The sequence below is a fragment of the Streptomyces durocortorensis genome (assembly GCF_031760065.1).
Lineage (GTDB): Bacteria > Actinomycetota > Actinomycetes > Streptomycetales > Streptomycetaceae > Streptomyces.
The window spans coordinates 2983368-2998435 of sequence record NZ_CP134500.1; the positions used below are offsets into that span (position 1 = coordinate 2983368).

The following is a 15068-nucleotide window of genomic DNA, read 5'->3' on the forward strand; positions in this document are numbered from 1 at the left end:
GGACCTCTGCGTGACCGTCCCCTCACGCACTGGTCCGATCATCTTTCGCGCGTAACCCAAGTGCCGCGAGGCTCGTTGTGCCGGTTGCAGGCCCCCTGTCGTCACCCCCTGTCCGTCGCCACTCACTCCATCGAGTGGAAACGCTCAAGGTGTGCAACCTTCCGGACCGCCAGGGGAGTCGACCGTCATGACGAGAGGAGGTGCCGCCAGTGATCGCAAACGTTTCGGCACACCGGCGGGCCAACGCCTTCGCCCAGGCCCTGGAGGAGCAGACCCCCCAGGGTGCGGCGGCCGTACAGCCCGAGGAAACGGCCGAACAGGCCGACCGCGGACCGCTGTTGGCCCTGGCGAACGGCCTCGGTGAACTACCGAAGCCGCAGTTGGACCCCGAGGTCAAAGTGGTACAGCGAGCCCAGCTCGTCGCGGCCATGGAGGCCATGTTCGCCGAGGGCGGCGCGTCCACAGGCCCTACGGTGCCCGAGCAACGGGCCAAGGGGGCCCACCGGGCCTCACCGCTGCGGAAACTGCGCCCCCGCTCCCGCTGGGCGAAGGGACTCACCGCCGGCGGGCTCACCGTCGGTGTCGCCGCAGGGGCGTTCGGCGGTGTCGCCGCCGCCAGCTCCGACGCCCTCCCCGGTGATTCGCTGTACGGGCTGAAGCGCGGGATGGAGGACATCAGCCTCGGCATGACCAAGGGTGACGCCGACCGCGGCGAGGCCTACCTCGACCAGGCCTCCACCCGGCTCAGCGAAGCCCGCCGCCTCATGGAGCGCGGCCGCTCCGGCGAGCTGGACCACGAGTCGCTCGGCGCCGTCAGACGCGCCCTCAACGGCATGTCCCACGACGCCTCCGAGGGCCACCGGCTGCTCCACGCCACCTACCAGCGCGACGGCTCGATCGGCCCGATCCAGACCCTCGACTCCTTCTCCCGCTCACACCGCGACACCTGGAGCAACCTCCGCGACCGGCTGCCCGTCCAGCTCAGCGACGTCGGCGACGAGGTCAGCTCCGTCTTCGACGCCATGGAGGAAGAAGTCGAACCGCTCCGGTCGCTCCTCCCCCGCGTCCCGGGCGGGAGCAAGGACACCGGACGCGCCGACACCACCACCCCCGGCACCGGCTCACCCCGGTCCGACGCCCCCGCCCCCGGCGCCTCCCAGAAGCCCGGGGACCGCACCGATGGCAGCACCGCCCCCAAGCCCTCCGGCTCCACCGAATCCACCCCCGGCGACGGCCTGCTGGGCGGAGGCGGGGACGGACTGCTCGACGAGCTGCCCACGGACGGCCTCACCCAGCCCTCCCCCGAGGGCGGGCCCAGCACACCGCCGGCCCCGGACGTCACCCTGCCCCCGCTCCTCCCGGGCCTCCTCCCGGGCCTGGGCATCGACGGCGAGAACCTCAAGCCGTAGCCCGTAGCTGCGGAGAGGGGCCGGTACGCGTCTCGCGTACCGGCCCCCTCTCCGCAGCTACGGAAGAACACCGAAGATCAGAAGAACACCGACCGCCGCTGCACCAGCAGCCGGTACAGCGTGTGCTGGATCTGCTCACGCACCTGGTCCGTCAGGTTGAACATCAGCATCGGGTCCTCCGCCGCCTCCGGCGGATAGCCGTCCGTCGGGATCGGCTCACCGAACTGGATCGTCCACTTCGTCGGCAGCGGCACCGCGCCCAGCGGCCCCAGCCACGGGAAGGTCGGCGTGATCGGGAAGTACGGGAAGCCCAGCAGCCGCGCCACCGTCTTCGCGTTGCCGATCATCGGGTAGATCTCCTCCGCGCCCACGATCGAGCACGGCACGATCGGCGCACCCGCCCGCAGCGCCGTCGACACGAACCCGCCCCGGCCGAAGCGCTGAAGCTTGTAGCGCTCGCCGAACGGCTTGCCGATGCCCTTGAACCCCTCCGGCATCACCCCGACGATCTCGCCCCGCTCCAGCAGCCGCTGTGCGTCCTCCGCGCAGGCCAGCGTGTGCCCGGCCTTGCGGGCCAGCTCGTTGACGACCGGGAGATGAAAGACCAGGTCGGCGGCGAGCAGCCGCAGATGGCGCTCGGCCGGATGGTTGTCGTGCACCGCGACCTGAAGCATCAGCCCGTCCAGCGGCAACGTCCCGGAGTGATTGGCCACGATGAGCGCCCCGCCGTCCGACGGGATGTTCTCGATGCCCTTCACCTCGACCCGGAAGTACTTGTCCGCCAGCGGCCGCAGCAGCGACATCAGGACCTGGTCGGTGAGCTCCTTGTCGTAGCCGAACTCATCGACGTCGTAATCCCCGGTGACCCGCCGCCGCAGAAACGCCAGCCCGCCCGCGATCCGCCGCTCCCAGCCCCCGTCCTCCCCGCCCTCCGGAGGCAGCTCGCCGCCCTCCGGGGCCGGGGAGAGGTCCGGGACCTCCGCCCCCGGCAGGGCGCTCACCGGAGCCGCGGCACCCTCGCCGCGGCCACTGCCACCGGGGCCGCCCGCCCCGGTCCTGCGCCGCGCCGGACGCGACGCGCTCCCGGACCGCGAACGGTCGTCGTCGAACGGAATGACCTTGGCGTCCGCCATCGTCGGTGCGCTCCTCTACCTGGCGCCGTGAGTCGTCTGTACCGAACCGGCCCCGCGCTCCCGCGGTCCGGCACCCCCCAGGACCGGCAGCGCCGCCAGCCGGTCCACCGCCCTGCCCGCCTTCTCCGGCGGCAGCAGACCGGGCCCCCGGCTCCGCGCGAACTCCGCGAAGGTCTCGGCCGTGGTGAACTTCGGCCGGAAACCGAGGGTCTCGCGCATCTGCACGGTCGAAACCACCCTGCCGTGGGTGAGCAGCCGGATCTGCTCCGGCGAGAAGTCGGTCATGCCGATCGTCCGGAGCGCCGAGCCGACCCAGGTGACGGCGGGCAGCAGCACCGGCACGGTCGGCCGCCCCAGCCGCCGCGAGCACTGCGACAGCAGCAGCACCCCGTCCCCCGCGATGTTGAAGGTGCCACTGTTCAGCGTCCCGCGCCGGGGTTCGCTCGCGGCGATCCCCAGGACGTCGATCACATCGTCCTCGTGCACGAACTGAAGCCGCGGGTCATAGCCGAAAACCGTCGGCAGGACGGGCAGCGACAGATAGTCCGCGAGCGGCGAGTCCGGCTCGGGCCCCAGGATGTTCGCGAACCGCAGCACGCACACCGCCACGTCCGGCCGGCGGCGGGCGAAGCCCCGTACGTACCCCTCGACCTCCACCGCGTCCTTCGCGAAGCCGCCGCTCGGCAGCGACTTGGGCGGGGTGGTCTCGGTGAACACGGCGGGGTCGCGGGGCGCCGACCCGTACACGCTGGTACTGGACTTCACCACGAGCCGCTGGACCGTCGGGGACTTCTGGCAGGCGCCGAGCAACTGCATCGTCCCGATGACGTTGGTCTCCTTGATCGCCTGGCGGCCGCCCGCGCCGAGCGCCTTGCCGGAGACGTCCAGGTGGACGACCGTGTCGACGGAGTGTTCGGCCAGGACCCGCGCGATGGCCGACTGCCGGATGTCCGCGCGGACGAACTCCGCGTCGCCCAGCTGATGCGCGGGCGCGACCGCGTCGACGGCGATCACCCGGTCCACCCCGGGCTCGCGCTGGACGTGCCGGACGAAGCGGCCCCCCAGCTGCCGGGCCACTCCCGTGACGAGCACGACCTTGCCCAAGACCCGGCTCCCCTGCTTCCAGCGGTGACTTCCTGGCCGTCACCGTAGCGGGTGGCCCCCGCCCTGTGACGACCCCATGCCCCGAAACGCACCGCAGCCCTCCCGCCAGAACGGCGGAAGGGCTGCGGATCTCACGAACTTCGTTCGCTTACTTCTTGTTGCGACGCTGAACGCGCGTGCGCTTGAGCAGCTTGCGGTGCTTCTTCTTGGCCATCCGCTTGCGCCGCTTCTTGATAACAGAGCCCACGACTACCCTCGCTCACTTCATCTTCACTGGTGCGGGGCGTCTGGGCCCACACGACCTACGTCGGCCTAGCCTACCCGCCACCGTCCGAGGGACGTAATCCGCAGGCAACCTCAGGCTGATTCCACCCCCACAAAGGACTCGCGGAGATACGCGTGAACCGCTTGCTCCGGCACCCGGAAGGACCTGCCCACCCGGATCGCCGGCAGATGACCGCTGTGCACCAAGCGGTACACGGTCATCTTCGACACTCGCATGACCGAGGCGACTTCCGCCACGGTCAGAAACTTGACCTCGTTGAGAGGCCTCTCGCTGCCAGCAGCCATGACCCACCTGTACCTTCCGCACCGGACGCGCACCGGCTTCCCCTCCGGTGACTCTTCGTCGCTGTGCGCTCACTCCACAGATTAGGGGCGGGTGGTGCGAGTGGGGAAGAGGAGAGGCGATCGGCGGCCTACTGTGACAGACGGGCCCGATTGAGCACATAGCGCGTCAACGGCCGGTAGAACGCCGACCGTACGCCGTCGTCGAGCGGAACCACCACGGACACCCGCCCCTCGGCCTCCCCCACGAACAGCGCCGGATCGTCCGTGTCCGCCGGCCCGATCGCCTCGATCCCCAGCTGACCTGCACCGCAGACCCAGCCGTGATCCCCGATCACCAGCTCGGGCAGCACCCCAAGACGCTCCACCGCGTCCTGGAGCGCAAGCCTCACCGGCAGTGGCGAATGCGTGTGCGCGCCGGTCGCACCCCCCGTGGGCCGCCCCCCTGGTTCGCGCACCAGGGCGACACCCCGTACGTAGTCGAGGTTGTACGTGCGTACGCCAAACCGGGTCGTTATGTCGACACATCGCCCCTGCGCGGGGGTGAGAACAGGACAGCCCGCCGCCGACAGCGCGTCTGCCAGCCCGGCGTAGAAACCGAGCAACCGGTGCGGATGGCCGGTCCCCAGCAGCACCGGAGCCCGCCGCCCGGCCACCACCGCCAGCCGCTCGGCGAACGCGTCCAGCGCGGCCACCGTCCGCTCCGGATCGATCGCGTCCGGCCCCGAGACATGCGCGGGATCGGCCGAGACCCCGCACCGGTCCGCCATCAGCCGCAACAGCTCGCCCTCGCCCCAGGCCCGCTCGGGCGCGAGCCCCAGCATCACCCGCGGATCCCGGGCCGCGAACAGCCGGTAGCTGCGCAGACTGTTCTCGCGCGGCGTGGCCACGGGCCCGGCCAGCCGGGCCGCCAGCAGATGGGCGCGCAGCGCCCCGGTGCTCAACACCCCACGGATGCTGCCGTATCGCGGCGCACGGACGGGCCGGATTCCCGCTACGCCCCACCGTTGGCGTAACCGCACGGCACAATGCCCCACGGCCGCCCATCCCTCAGGCCAGCAGCCCCCGCAGCGGGAACGCCGCCTTCCGGGTGGCCAGCACGGCCTGGTCCAGCCGGTCCGCCGGGTCGTAGCCGTCCTCCCAGGACTTCCAGGACGGTGTACGTCCATCCGTCATCCGCCCCGGGCCCAGCTGCCGTGTACGGGCATAGACCAGATCCCGCCAGGAGGCCGGGACCACGGACTCGGGGTCGACGGGCGCATGCGCGGCGATGCCCACCAGATGCGTCCACGACCTCGGTACGACATCCACCACCGCGTACCCGCCCCCGCCGAGCGCCACCCAGCGCCCGTCCGCGTAGCTGTGGGCCAGCTCGTGGCAGGACTCCATCACGGCCCGCTGCGCGTCCAGGGAGACGGCGAGGTGGGCGAGCGGGTCCTCGAAGTGCGTATCGGCCCCGTGCTGGGTCACGAGCACCTGCGGCCGGAAATCGGCGATCAGCTCCGGCACGACGGAGTGGAACGCCCGCAGCCACCCAGCGTCCCCGGTCCCGGCGGGCAGCGGCAGATTGACGGCACTGCCCTCCCCCGCCCCGGCCCCGGTCTCCTCCGACCACCCGGTCTGCGGAAACAGGGTCCTGGGGTGCTCGTGCAGCGAGATGGTCAGAACCCGGGGGTCCTCCCAGAACGCGGCCTGCACCCCGTCCCCGTGGTGGACGTCCACATCGACGTACGCGACCCTCTCCGCGCCCAGTTCCAGCAGCCGGGCGATGGCGAGGGCCGGGTCGTTGTAGACGCAGAACCCGGCGGCCGACCCGGGCATGGCGTGGTGCAGTCCCCCGGTGAAGTTCACCGCGTGCGCGCACTCGCCCCGCCACACCGCCTCGGCGGCCCCCACGGAGAGCCCGGCGATCAGCGCGGACGCCTCGTGCATCCCCGCGAACGCCGGATCGTCGACGGTCCCGAGCCCGTAGTCCTGGTCGGCGGCCCGTGGATTCGCGGAGGCGGCCCGCACCGCAGCCACGTAGTCCTGCCGGTGCACGAGCCGCAGGGTGGAGTCCCCCACGGGCTTCGCCGATCGCAGATCCACCGCCTCGTCCAGCCCGTACGCCCGCACCAGCCCCATCGTCAGGGCCAGCCGGACCGGGTCCATGGGGTGGCTCTCCCCGAAGTCGTATCCCGTAACTGCGTCATCCCACATCAGCTGTGTGCGGCCGCTCATGCCCGCCACCGTATCGGGCGGGCTCCGGCCCGAACGAGCGGGCATACACCAGCGTCACCAGCACCAGAACCATCGGTACGAGCATGGCGCCCCGATAGCTCCACGCATCCCCCAGAACACCCACCAGCGGCGAACCCACCAGGAACCCCACATAGTTGAAGATATTGATCCGGGCCACGGCCTCATCGCTGTTCCCCGGGAACATCCGCCCGGCCGCCGCGAAGGTCTGCGGCACGATCACACACAGCCCGAGCCCGAGCATCGTGAACCCGAGCATCCCCACCCAGGCCCCCGGCGCCACCGCCACGACCGCGAACCCCCCGGCCGCCAGCAGACTCCCGCCCCGCACCACGGCCACCGCCCCGAACCTCCGCACTCCGAGATCCCCGACGGCCCGCCCCAACAGCGTCGTCACCATGTAGAGGTTGTACGGAACGGTCGCCAGCTGCTCCGAGCTGCCGAGCACGTCCTGAAGGTACTTGGCACTCCAGTTGGAGACGGTCGAGTCACCGATGTACGCGAAGCCCATCACGAGACACAGGGGCAACAGCAGCTTGAACGAAACCGCCCCACCCGGACCGCCGGGAACGCCACCGGACGGCTCGGGTGCCTTCCCCTCCGTGTACCAACGGCTCCCGACCAGCGCGGCGGGCAACAGCACCGCCACGACAGGCAGGTACGACACGAGCAACGGCAGATCCCAGCGCGCCCCGGCCCACGCCAGGGACGCCCCCACGATCCCGCCGAGGCTGAACGCGGCGTGGAAGCCGAGCATGATGCTGCGCCCGTACGCCCGCTGAAGGCTGACGCCCAGCATGTTCATCGAGGCGTCCAACGCCCCGACGGCCAGTCCGAAAACGCCGAGCGCGACGGCGACCTGCCACACTTCCCGCCCCGCGCCCACCCCGAGCAGGGCGAGCAGGACGAGGGGCTGGGCCCACCGCAGCACGGCACCGGGCCGCACCCGCGCCACCAGCTTCCCGGTGGCCACGCTGCCGACCCCCGCCAGAACGGGGACGGCAGCGAGGAAGGCGGGCAGCAGCCCGTCGGATATCCCGTACTGGTCCTGAATGGCGGGGATGCGCGTCACCAGGAGAGCGAAGGCGACGCCTTGAACGCCGAAGCTCAGCCCCAGGGAGGCCCTGCCGTGCCGCAAGCCCGCATCAGTCATGGCCGCGAGCGTAGAGCCCGGCTCTACCCGTGGGTAGATGGGTCAGGCGAGCAGTTCCGGGAGTTGGGACATGTCGGAGAAGTACCCGGTCACTCCGACGAGCCGGTCCGCGGGCATCATCGACGTGAACCCGTACACGTCCATCCCCGCGGCCCGTGCCGCCTCGACGCCGAGCGGGCTGTCCTCGATGACGACGCACCGCTCCGGCGCCACCCCCATCCGCTCGGCGGCGTGCAGGAACAGATCCGGCGCCGGCTTCCCCCGCCCCACGTCCTCCGAGCTGAAGATCCACTCCTCCTCGAACCACTGGTCGATGCCGGTCTTGCGGTGCCCGACCCGGATCCGCTCGTGGCTCCCGGAGGACGCGACGCAGTAGTCCACCCCGTCGGCGACGAGCTTCCCGAGCAGCTCCTCCGCCCCGTCCACGGCCACCAGCTCCTGCTGGAAGGCCGCGAACGTACGGGAGTTGAGCGTGGTGTCGAAGTCCGCGGGCAACTTCTTCCCGGTTCTCTCCTCGACGAGGTCGTGCACGCGGTGAACAGCGGATCCCATGTAGTCGCGGAGCGATTCCTCGTACGAGGTCGGGTGGCCGAGTTCGGTCAGGTAGCCGGAGAGGATGGTGTTGGCGATCGGCTCACTGTCGACGAGCACACCATCGTTGTCGAAGATGACCAGTTCGTAGCGCATGGTTCGAGCCTAGACGTTCAGAACGCAGAAAAGCCCCGTGCCACAAGGCACGGGGCTTTCCCGGAAAAATTGTTCGGCGGCGTCCTACTCTCCCACAGGGTCCCCCCTGCAGTACCATCGGCGCTGAAAGGCTTAGCTTCCGGGTTCGGAATGTAACCGGGCGTTTCCCTAACGCAATGACCACCGAAACACTATGAAATTAACCAACACCGGACAACAACACGGCCGTTCGTTATTTCAGAACTAACACAGTGGACGCGAGCAACTGAGGACAAGCCCTCGGCCTATTAGTACCAGTCAGCTCCACCCGTTACCGGGCTTCCACATCTGGCCTATCAACCCAGTCGTCTACTGGGAGCCTTAACCCCTCAAGAGGGTGGGAATACTCATCTCGAAGCAGGCTTCCCGCTTAGATGCTTTCAGCGGTTATCCTTTCCGAACGTAGCCAACCAGCCATGCCCTTGGCAGGACAACTGGCACACCAGAGGTTCGTCCGTCCCGGTCCTCTCGTACTAGGGACAGCCCTTCTCAATATTCCTACGCGCACAGCGGATAGGGACCGAACTGTCTCACGACGTTCTAAACCCAGCTCGCGTACCGCTTTAATGGGCGAACAGCCCAACCCTTGGGACCGACTCCAGCCCCAGGATGCGACGAGCCGACATCGAGGTGCCAAACCATCCCGTCGATATGGACTCTTGGGGAAGATCAGCCTGTTATCCCCGGGGTACCTTTTATCCGTTGAGCGACAGCGCTTCCACAAGCCACTGCCGGATCACTAGTCCCGACTTTCGTCCCTGCTCGACCCGTCGGTCTCACAGTCAAGCTCCCTTGTGCACTTACACTCAACACCTGATTGCCAACCAGGCTGAGGGAACCTTTGGGCGCCTCCGTTACTCTTTAGGAGGCAACCGCCCCAGTTAAACTACCCATCAGACACTGTCCCTGATCCGGATCACGGACCCAGGTTAGACATCCAGCACGACCAGAGTGGTATTTCAACGACGACTCCACAACCACTGGCGTGGCCGCTTCAAAGTCTCCCACCTATCCTACACAAGCCGAACCGAACACCAATATCAAACTGTAGTAAAGGTCCCGGGGTCTTTCCGTCCTGCTGCGCGAAACGAGCATCTTTACTCGTAGTGCAATTTCACCGGGCCTATGGTTGAGACAGTCGAGAAGTCGTTACGCCATTCGTGCAGGTCGGAACTTACCCGACAAGGAATTTCGCTACCTTAGGATGGTTATAGTTACCACCGCCGTTTACTGGCGCTTAAGTTCTCAGCTTCGCCAACCCGAAAGTCAGCTAACCGGTCCCCTTAACGTTCCAGCACCGGGCAGGCGTCAGTCCGTATACATCGCCTTACGGCTTCGCACGGACCTGTGTTTTTAGTAAACAGTCGCTTCTCGCTGGTCTCTGCGGCCACCCCCAGCTCAAGCAGCAAGTGCTCTCACCAGTGATGGCCCCCCTTCTCCCGAAGTTACGGGGGCATTTTGCCGAGTTCCTTAACCATAGTTCACCCGAACGCCTCGGTATTCTCTACCTGACCACCTGAGTCGGTTTAGGGTACGGGCCGCCATGAAACTCGCTAGAGGCTTTTCTCGACAGCATAGGATCATCCACTTCACCACAATCGGCTCGGCATCAGGTCTCACCCTTAACGTGTGACGGATTTACCTACCACACGGGCTACACCCTTACCCCGGGACAACCACCGCCCGGGCTGGACTACCTTCCTGCGTCACCCCATCGCTTACCTACTACAAGTCTGGTTCATCGGCTCCACCACTACCCTCAACTCCGAAGAGATCGGGCCGGCTTCACAGACTTAGCATCGCCTGATTCAGTACTGGGCGTTTCAAAGCGGGTACCGGAATATCAACCGGTTGTCCATCGACTACGCCTGTCGGCCTCGCCTTAGGTCCCGACTTACCCTGGGCAGATCAGCTTGACCCAGGAACCCTTAGTCAATCGGCGCACACGTTTCTCACGTGTGTATCGCTACTCATGCCTGCATTCTCACTCGTGAACCGTCCACAACTCGCTTCCGCGGCTGCTTCACCCGGCACACGACGCTCCCCTACCCATCCCAGCCCCCGTTGGGGGTATATGCTGGAATGACACGACTTCGGCGGTACGCTTGAGCCCCGCTACATTGTCGGCGCGGAATCACTTGACCAGTGAGCTATTACGCACTCTTTCAAGGGTGGCTGCTTCTAAGCCAACCTCCTGGTTGTCTCTGCGACTCCACATCCTTTCCCACTTAGCGTACGCTTAGGGGCCTTAGTCGATGCTCTGGGCTGTTTCCCTCTCGACCATGGAGCTTATCCCCCACAGTCTCACTGCCGCGCTCTCACTTACCGGCATTCGGAGTTTGGCTAAGGTCAGTAACCCGGTAGGGCCCATCGCCTATCCAGTGCTCTACCTCCGGCAAGAAACACACGACGCTGCACCTAAATGCATTTCGGGGAGAACCAGCTATCACGGAGTTTGATTGGCCTTTCACCCCTAACCACAGGTCATCCCCCAGGTTTTCAACCCTGGTGGGTTCGGTCCTCCACGAAGTCTTACCTCCGCTTCAACCTGCCCATGGCTAGATCACTCCGCTTCGGGTCTAGAGCGTGCAACTCAAACGCCCTATTCGGACTCGCTTTCGCTACGGCTTCCCCACACGGGTTAACCTCGCTACACACCGCTAACTCGCAGGCTCATTCTTCAAAAGGCACGCAGTCACGACTGACAGCACAAGTGCTGCCAGCGACGCTCCCACGGCTTGTAGGCACACGGTTTCAGGTACTATTTCACTCCGCTCCCGCGGTACTTTTCACCATTCCCTCACGGTACTATCCGCTATCGGTCACCAGGGAATATTTAGGCTTAGCGGGTGGTCCCGCCAGATTCACACGGGATTTCTCGGGCCCCGTGCTACTTGGGTGGTTCTCAAACGAGCCGTTGATGTTTCAGCTACGGGGGTCTTACCCTCTACGCCGGACCTTTCGCATGTCCTTCGCCTACACCAACGGTTTCTGACTCGCCGACCAACCGGCAGATTGATCAAGAGAACTCCCACAACCCCGCATGCGCAACCCCTGCCGGGTATCACACGCATACGGTTTGGCCTCATCCAGTTTCGCTCGCCACTACTCCCGGAATCACGGTTGTTTTCTCTTCCTGAGGGTACTGAGATGTTTCACTTCCCCTCGTTCCCTCCACACTGCCTATGTGTTCAGCAGCGGGTGACAGCCCATGACGACTGCCGGGTTTCCCCATTCGGAAACCCCCGGATCAAAGCTTGGTTGACAGCTCCCGGGGACTATCGTGGCCTCCCACGTCCTTCATCGGTTCCTGGTGCCAAGGCATCCACCGTGCGCCCTTAAAAACTTGGCCACAGATGCTCGCGTCCACTGTGCAGTTCTCAAACAACGACCAGCCACCCACCACCCCACCCCCGAAGGGACGAGTTCACTGGGGCCGGATCGAAGGACAGCCAAACGGCCATACCCTCAGATACCCAACAACGTGCCCGACCCGACCGATCCACCACCACGTTCCACGCCCCGAAGAGCAGTACTAACAGTGACCAACCAATCGTGCCGAATAGTCAACGTTCCACCCATGAGCAACCAGCACCGAACACTCGCCGGTGTACTGGCCTCTGACCAAACCGAAGCCTGGTAAGAAGTGCTCCTTAGAAAGGAGGTGATCCAGCCGCACCTTCCGGTACGGCTACCTTGTTACGACTTCGTCCCAATCGCCAGTCCCACCTTCGACAGCTCCCTCCCACAAGGGGTTGGGCCACCGGCTTCGGGTGTTACCGACTTTCGTGACGTGACGGGCGGTGTGTACAAGGCCCGGGAACGTATTCACCGCAGCAATGCTGATCTGCGATTACTAGCAACTCCGACTTCATGGGGTCGAGTTGCAGACCCCAATCCGAACTGAGACCGGCTTTTTGAGATTCGCTCCGCCTCGCGGCATCGCAGCTCATTGTACCGGCCATTGTAGCACGTGTGCAGCCCAAGACATAAGGGGCATGATGACTTGACGTCGTCCCCACCTTCCTCCGAGTTGACCCCGGCAGTCTCCTGTGAGTCCCCATCACCCCGAAGGGCATGCTGGCAACACAGAACAAGGGTTGCGCTCGTTGCGGGACTTAACCCAACATCTCACGACACGAGCTGACGACAGCCATGCACCACCTGTATACCGACCACAAGGGGGCACCATCTCTGATGCTTTCCGGTATATGTCAAGCCTTGGTAAGGTTCTTCGCGTTGCGTCGAATTAAGCCACATGCTCCGCTGCTTGTGCGGGCCCCCGTCAATTCCTTTGAGTTTTAGCCTTGCGGCCGTACTCCCAGGCGGGGAACTTAATGCGTTAGCTGCGGCACCGACGACGTGGAATGTCGCCAACACCTAGTTCCCAACGTTTACGGCGTGGACTACCAGGGTATCTAATCCTGTTCGCTCCCCACGCTTTCGCTCCTCAGCGTCAGTAATGGCCCAGAGATCCGCCTTCGCCACCGGTGTTCCTCCTGATATCTGCGCATTTCACCGCTACACCAGGAATTCCGATCTCCCTACCACACTCTAGCTAGCCCGTATCGAATGCAGACCCGGGGTTAAGCCCCGGGCTTTCACATCCGACGTGACAAGCCGCCTACGAGCTCTTTACGCCCAATAATTCCGGACAACGCTTGCGCCCTACGTATTACCGCGGCTGCTGGCACGTAGTTAGCCGGCGCTTCTTCTGCAGGTACCGTCACTTTCGCTTCTTCCCTGCTGAAAGAGGTTTACAACCCGAAGGCCGTCATCCCTCACGCGGCGTCGCTGCATCAGGCTTTCGCCCATTGTGCAATATTCCCCACTGCTGCCTCCCGTAGGAGTCTGGGCCGTGTCTCAGTCCCAGTGTGGCCGGTCGCCCTCTCAGGCCGGCTACCCGTCGTCGCCTTGGTAGGCCATTACCCCACCAACAAGCTGATAGGCCGCGGGCTCATCCTTCACCGCCGGAGCTTTTAGCCCCGTCCCATGCGGGACAGAGTGTTATCCGGTATTAGACCCCGTTTCCAGGGCTTGTCCCAGAGTGAAGGGCAGATTGCCCACGTGTTACTCACCCGTTCGCCACTAATCCACCCCGAAAGGCTTCATCGTTCGACTTGCATGTGTTAAGCACGCCGCCAGCGTTCGTCCTGAGCCAGGATCAAACTCTCCGTGAATGTTTACCCGTAATCGGGTGCACACACACGAGAGCGGAACAACCGGTCGGAATAAGACCCGTTGTTCACAGCGTCCTCGCTGTGTTGTTGCCTACCGCCGCACATGGCGACCGTAGGACTTTCAAAGGAACCTCCAACCTGCACCAGGTGCAGGCCGGGGTATCAACATATCTGGCGTTGACTTTTGGCACGCTGTTGAGTTCTCAAGGAACGGACGCTTCCTTCGGTCCCGTTTCACCGGGGCCCTCCGGGCGCTTCCCTTCGTTCTTGCGTTTCCGACTCTATCAGACTCTTTCGTGTCCGATTCCCGGTCGAAGCGGGGTGCTTTCGAGGTTCTTCGCTTTCGCGTTTTCCCTTTCCGGCGAGTCCGACTCTATCAGATCCTTTCGGGCCTGATTCCCAGTCAGCGGGTTTTGTCTTCCCGGCTGTTGGGCCGTTCCGACGAGTGAGACTTTAGCGGAATCCTGGGCCCCGACGCTAATCGGGGTGCGTTCCTTCGAACGCGGATTCCTCATTTCGCGCAGGCACACGAAAAGGCATGCGACACGAGGTCGCGCGTCTTGTCGTGGTTACTGCGGAATGGCTGTCCGGGGACCGACCGGGGTCGGCGCTCACGTCGGACAACTCGGAGCACACTACGGATCTGCTCGGGGTGTGTCAACCCCCGGCCGGGGGTGTCGGCGGCCGGGGGCGGGTGGCGGGTCCGGGTGGGTGTCAGCCGTTGCCGGAGGCCAGTTCGCGGCTGCGGTCGCGGGCGGCCTCCAGGGCGGCGATGAGTGCTGCCCGTACTCCGTGGTTCTCCAGTTCACGGATGGCGCTGATGGTGGTGCCGGCGGGGCTCGTGACGGCCTCGCGGAGCTTGACCGGGTGTTCGCCGCTGTCCCGGAGCATCACGGCGGCGCCGATGGCGGCCTGGACGATGAGGTCGTGGGCCTGGGCACGGGGCAGACCGAGCAGGATGCCCGCGTCGGTCATGGCCTCGACCAGGAAGTAGAAGTAGGCGGGGCCGGAGCCGGAGAGGGCGGTGGCCGCGTCCTGCTGGGACTCCGGGACGCGCAGGGTCTTACCGACGCCGCCGAAGATCTCCTCGGTGGTGGTCAGGTGGGCGCCGGTGGCGTGGCTGCCCGCCGAGATGACGGACATGCCCTCGTCGACGAGGACGGGGGTGTTGGGCATGACCCGGACGACCGGGGTGCCCGGGGTGAGCAGGTCCTCGATGAACGCGGTGGTGATGCCTGCCGCCGCGCTGATGACCAGGCGGTCCGCGGTGACGTGCGGGGCCAGTTCGTCCAGGAGCCTGCCCATGTCCTGCGGCTTGACCGCGAGGATGAGGACGTCGGCGTTCTTGGCTGCCTCCGCGTTGCTGACCGACCCGACTCCGTACCGCGTGTGCAGTTCCTGGGCCCGCTCGCTGCGGCGGGTGGTCACCAGAAGGTCGGCCGGTCGCCAGCCCGCCCGGATCATGCCGCTGAGGAGGGCCTCGCCGATCTTGCCGGTGCCGAGGACTGCGACTGTCTGGGTCATGCGTTCACCCTCCGGGCTGTTCTGCTGTCGAGTG

At 65.7% G+C, this 15068-nt stretch carries 10 protein-coding genes and 3 rRNA genes; 1 reads left to right on the forward strand and 12 read right to left on the reverse strand.

Annotated features, from left to right (window positions below):
* The first annotated feature begins 209 nt into the window (after nucleotides 1-209).
* Nucleotides 210-1409: a DUF5667 domain-containing protein gene (locus RI138_RS13120; protein WP_311120061.1), complete on the forward strand. Its 1200-nt coding sequence runs from the start codon at nucleotides 210-212 to the stop codon at nucleotides 1407-1409.
* Between the two features lie 77 nt (nucleotides 1410-1486).
* On the opposite strand, the gene RI138_RS13125 is transcribed toward RI138_RS13120, so the two are convergent.
* The 12 genes from RI138_RS13125 to proC all read right to left on the reverse strand — a co-directional run bounded on the left by RI138_RS13125 (nucleotide 1487) and on the right by proC (nucleotide 15034).
* On the reverse strand, nucleotides 1487-2542 hold the full coding sequence (locus tag RI138_RS13125) for a lysophospholipid acyltransferase family protein (RefSeq protein ID WP_311120062.1): 1056 nt from the start codon (nucleotides 2540-2542) through the stop codon (nucleotides 1487-1489).
* A 15-nt stretch (nucleotides 2543-2557) separates the two neighbouring features.
* Entirely contained in the window at nucleotides 2558-3646 is a 1089-nt protein-coding gene (locus RI138_RS13130; protein WP_311120063.1) for an NAD-dependent epimerase/dehydratase family protein, read from the reverse strand.
* Nucleotides 3647-3794: 148 nt separating this feature from the next.
* Entirely contained in the window at nucleotides 3795-3893 is a 99-nt protein-coding gene (locus RI138_RS13135) for a 30S ribosomal protein bS22 (RefSeq protein WP_003948845.1), read from the reverse strand.
* Between the two features lie 110 nt (nucleotides 3894-4003).
* Complete coding sequence (locus RI138_RS13140; RefSeq protein WP_003968329.1) at nucleotides 4004-4216, reverse strand: helix-turn-helix domain-containing protein; 213 nt, start codon at nucleotides 4214-4216, stop codon at nucleotides 4004-4006.
* A 128-nt stretch (nucleotides 4217-4344) separates the two neighbouring features.
* Nucleotides 4345-5160 carry a phosphatase gene (locus RI138_RS13145; RefSeq protein ID WP_311120064.1) on the reverse strand — a complete coding sequence of 272 codons (816 nt, stop codon included), beginning with the start codon at nucleotides 5158-5160 and terminating at the stop codon, nucleotides 4345-4347.
* A gap of 103 nt (nucleotides 5161-5263) precedes the next feature.
* Nucleotides 5264-6433 (reverse strand): acetoin utilization protein AcuC, encoded by a 1170-nt coding sequence (locus RI138_RS13150; RefSeq protein WP_096633001.1) that lies wholly within the window; start codon nucleotides 6431-6433, stop codon nucleotides 5264-5266.
* Nucleotides 6402-7604 (reverse strand): MFS transporter, encoded by a 1203-nt coding sequence (locus tag RI138_RS13155; RefSeq protein WP_311120065.1) that lies wholly within the window; start codon nucleotides 7602-7604, stop codon nucleotides 6402-6404. Before RI138_RS13155 ends, RI138_RS13150 begins: the two co-directional genes overlap by 32 nt.
* A gap of 42 nt (nucleotides 7605-7646) precedes the next feature.
* Complete coding sequence (locus RI138_RS13160; RefSeq protein WP_096633000.1) at nucleotides 7647-8291, reverse strand: HAD family hydrolase; 645 nt, start codon at nucleotides 8289-8291, stop codon at nucleotides 7647-7649.
* Nucleotides 8292-8362: 71 nt separating this feature from the next.
* A 5S ribosomal RNA gene (rrf, locus tag RI138_RS13165) occupies nucleotides 8363-8479 on the reverse strand.
* A 79-nt stretch (nucleotides 8480-8558) separates the two neighbouring features.
* Nucleotides 8559-11682: ribosomal RNA gene (locus tag RI138_RS13170) — 23S ribosomal RNA — on the reverse strand.
* Nucleotides 11683-11987: 305 nt separating this feature from the next.
* A 16S ribosomal RNA gene (locus tag RI138_RS13175) occupies nucleotides 11988-13510 on the reverse strand.
* The 16S, 23S and 5S rRNA genes sit together here, the layout of an rRNA operon.
* Before the next feature lie 714 nt (nucleotides 13511-14224).
* The gene (gene proC, locus RI138_RS13180) at nucleotides 14225-15034 is read right to left on the reverse strand and encodes a pyrroline-5-carboxylate reductase (RefSeq protein WP_096633095.1); all 810 of its coding nucleotides are present in this window, start codon (nucleotides 15032-15034) and stop codon (nucleotides 14225-14227) included.
* Nucleotides 15035-15068 lie beyond the last annotated feature (34 nt).

Coding starts and splice junctions, on each gene's coding strand:
- RI138_RS13125 (WP_311120062.1), bottom strand. CDS start 2,542: ATGGCGGACGCCAAGGTCATTCCGTTCGACGACGACCGTTCGCGGTCC.
- RI138_RS13140 (WP_003968329.1), bottom strand. CDS start 4,216: ATGGCTGCTGGCAGCGAGAGGCCTCTCAACGAGGTCAAGTTTCTGACC.
- RI138_RS13150 (WP_096633001.1), bottom strand. CDS start 6,433: ATGAGCGGCCGCACACAGCTGATGTGGGATGACGCAGTTACGGGATAC.
- RI138_RS13155 (WP_311120065.1), bottom strand. CDS start 7,604: ATGACTGATGCGGGCTTGCGGCACGGCAGGGCCTCCCTGGGGCTGAGC.
- RI138_RS13160 (WP_096633000.1), bottom strand. CDS start 8,291: ATGCGCTACGAACTGGTCATCTTCGACAACGATGGTGTGCTCGTCGAC.
- proC (WP_096633095.1), bottom strand. CDS start 15,034: ATGACCCAGACAGTCGCAGTCCTCGGCACCGGCAAGATCGGCGAGGCC.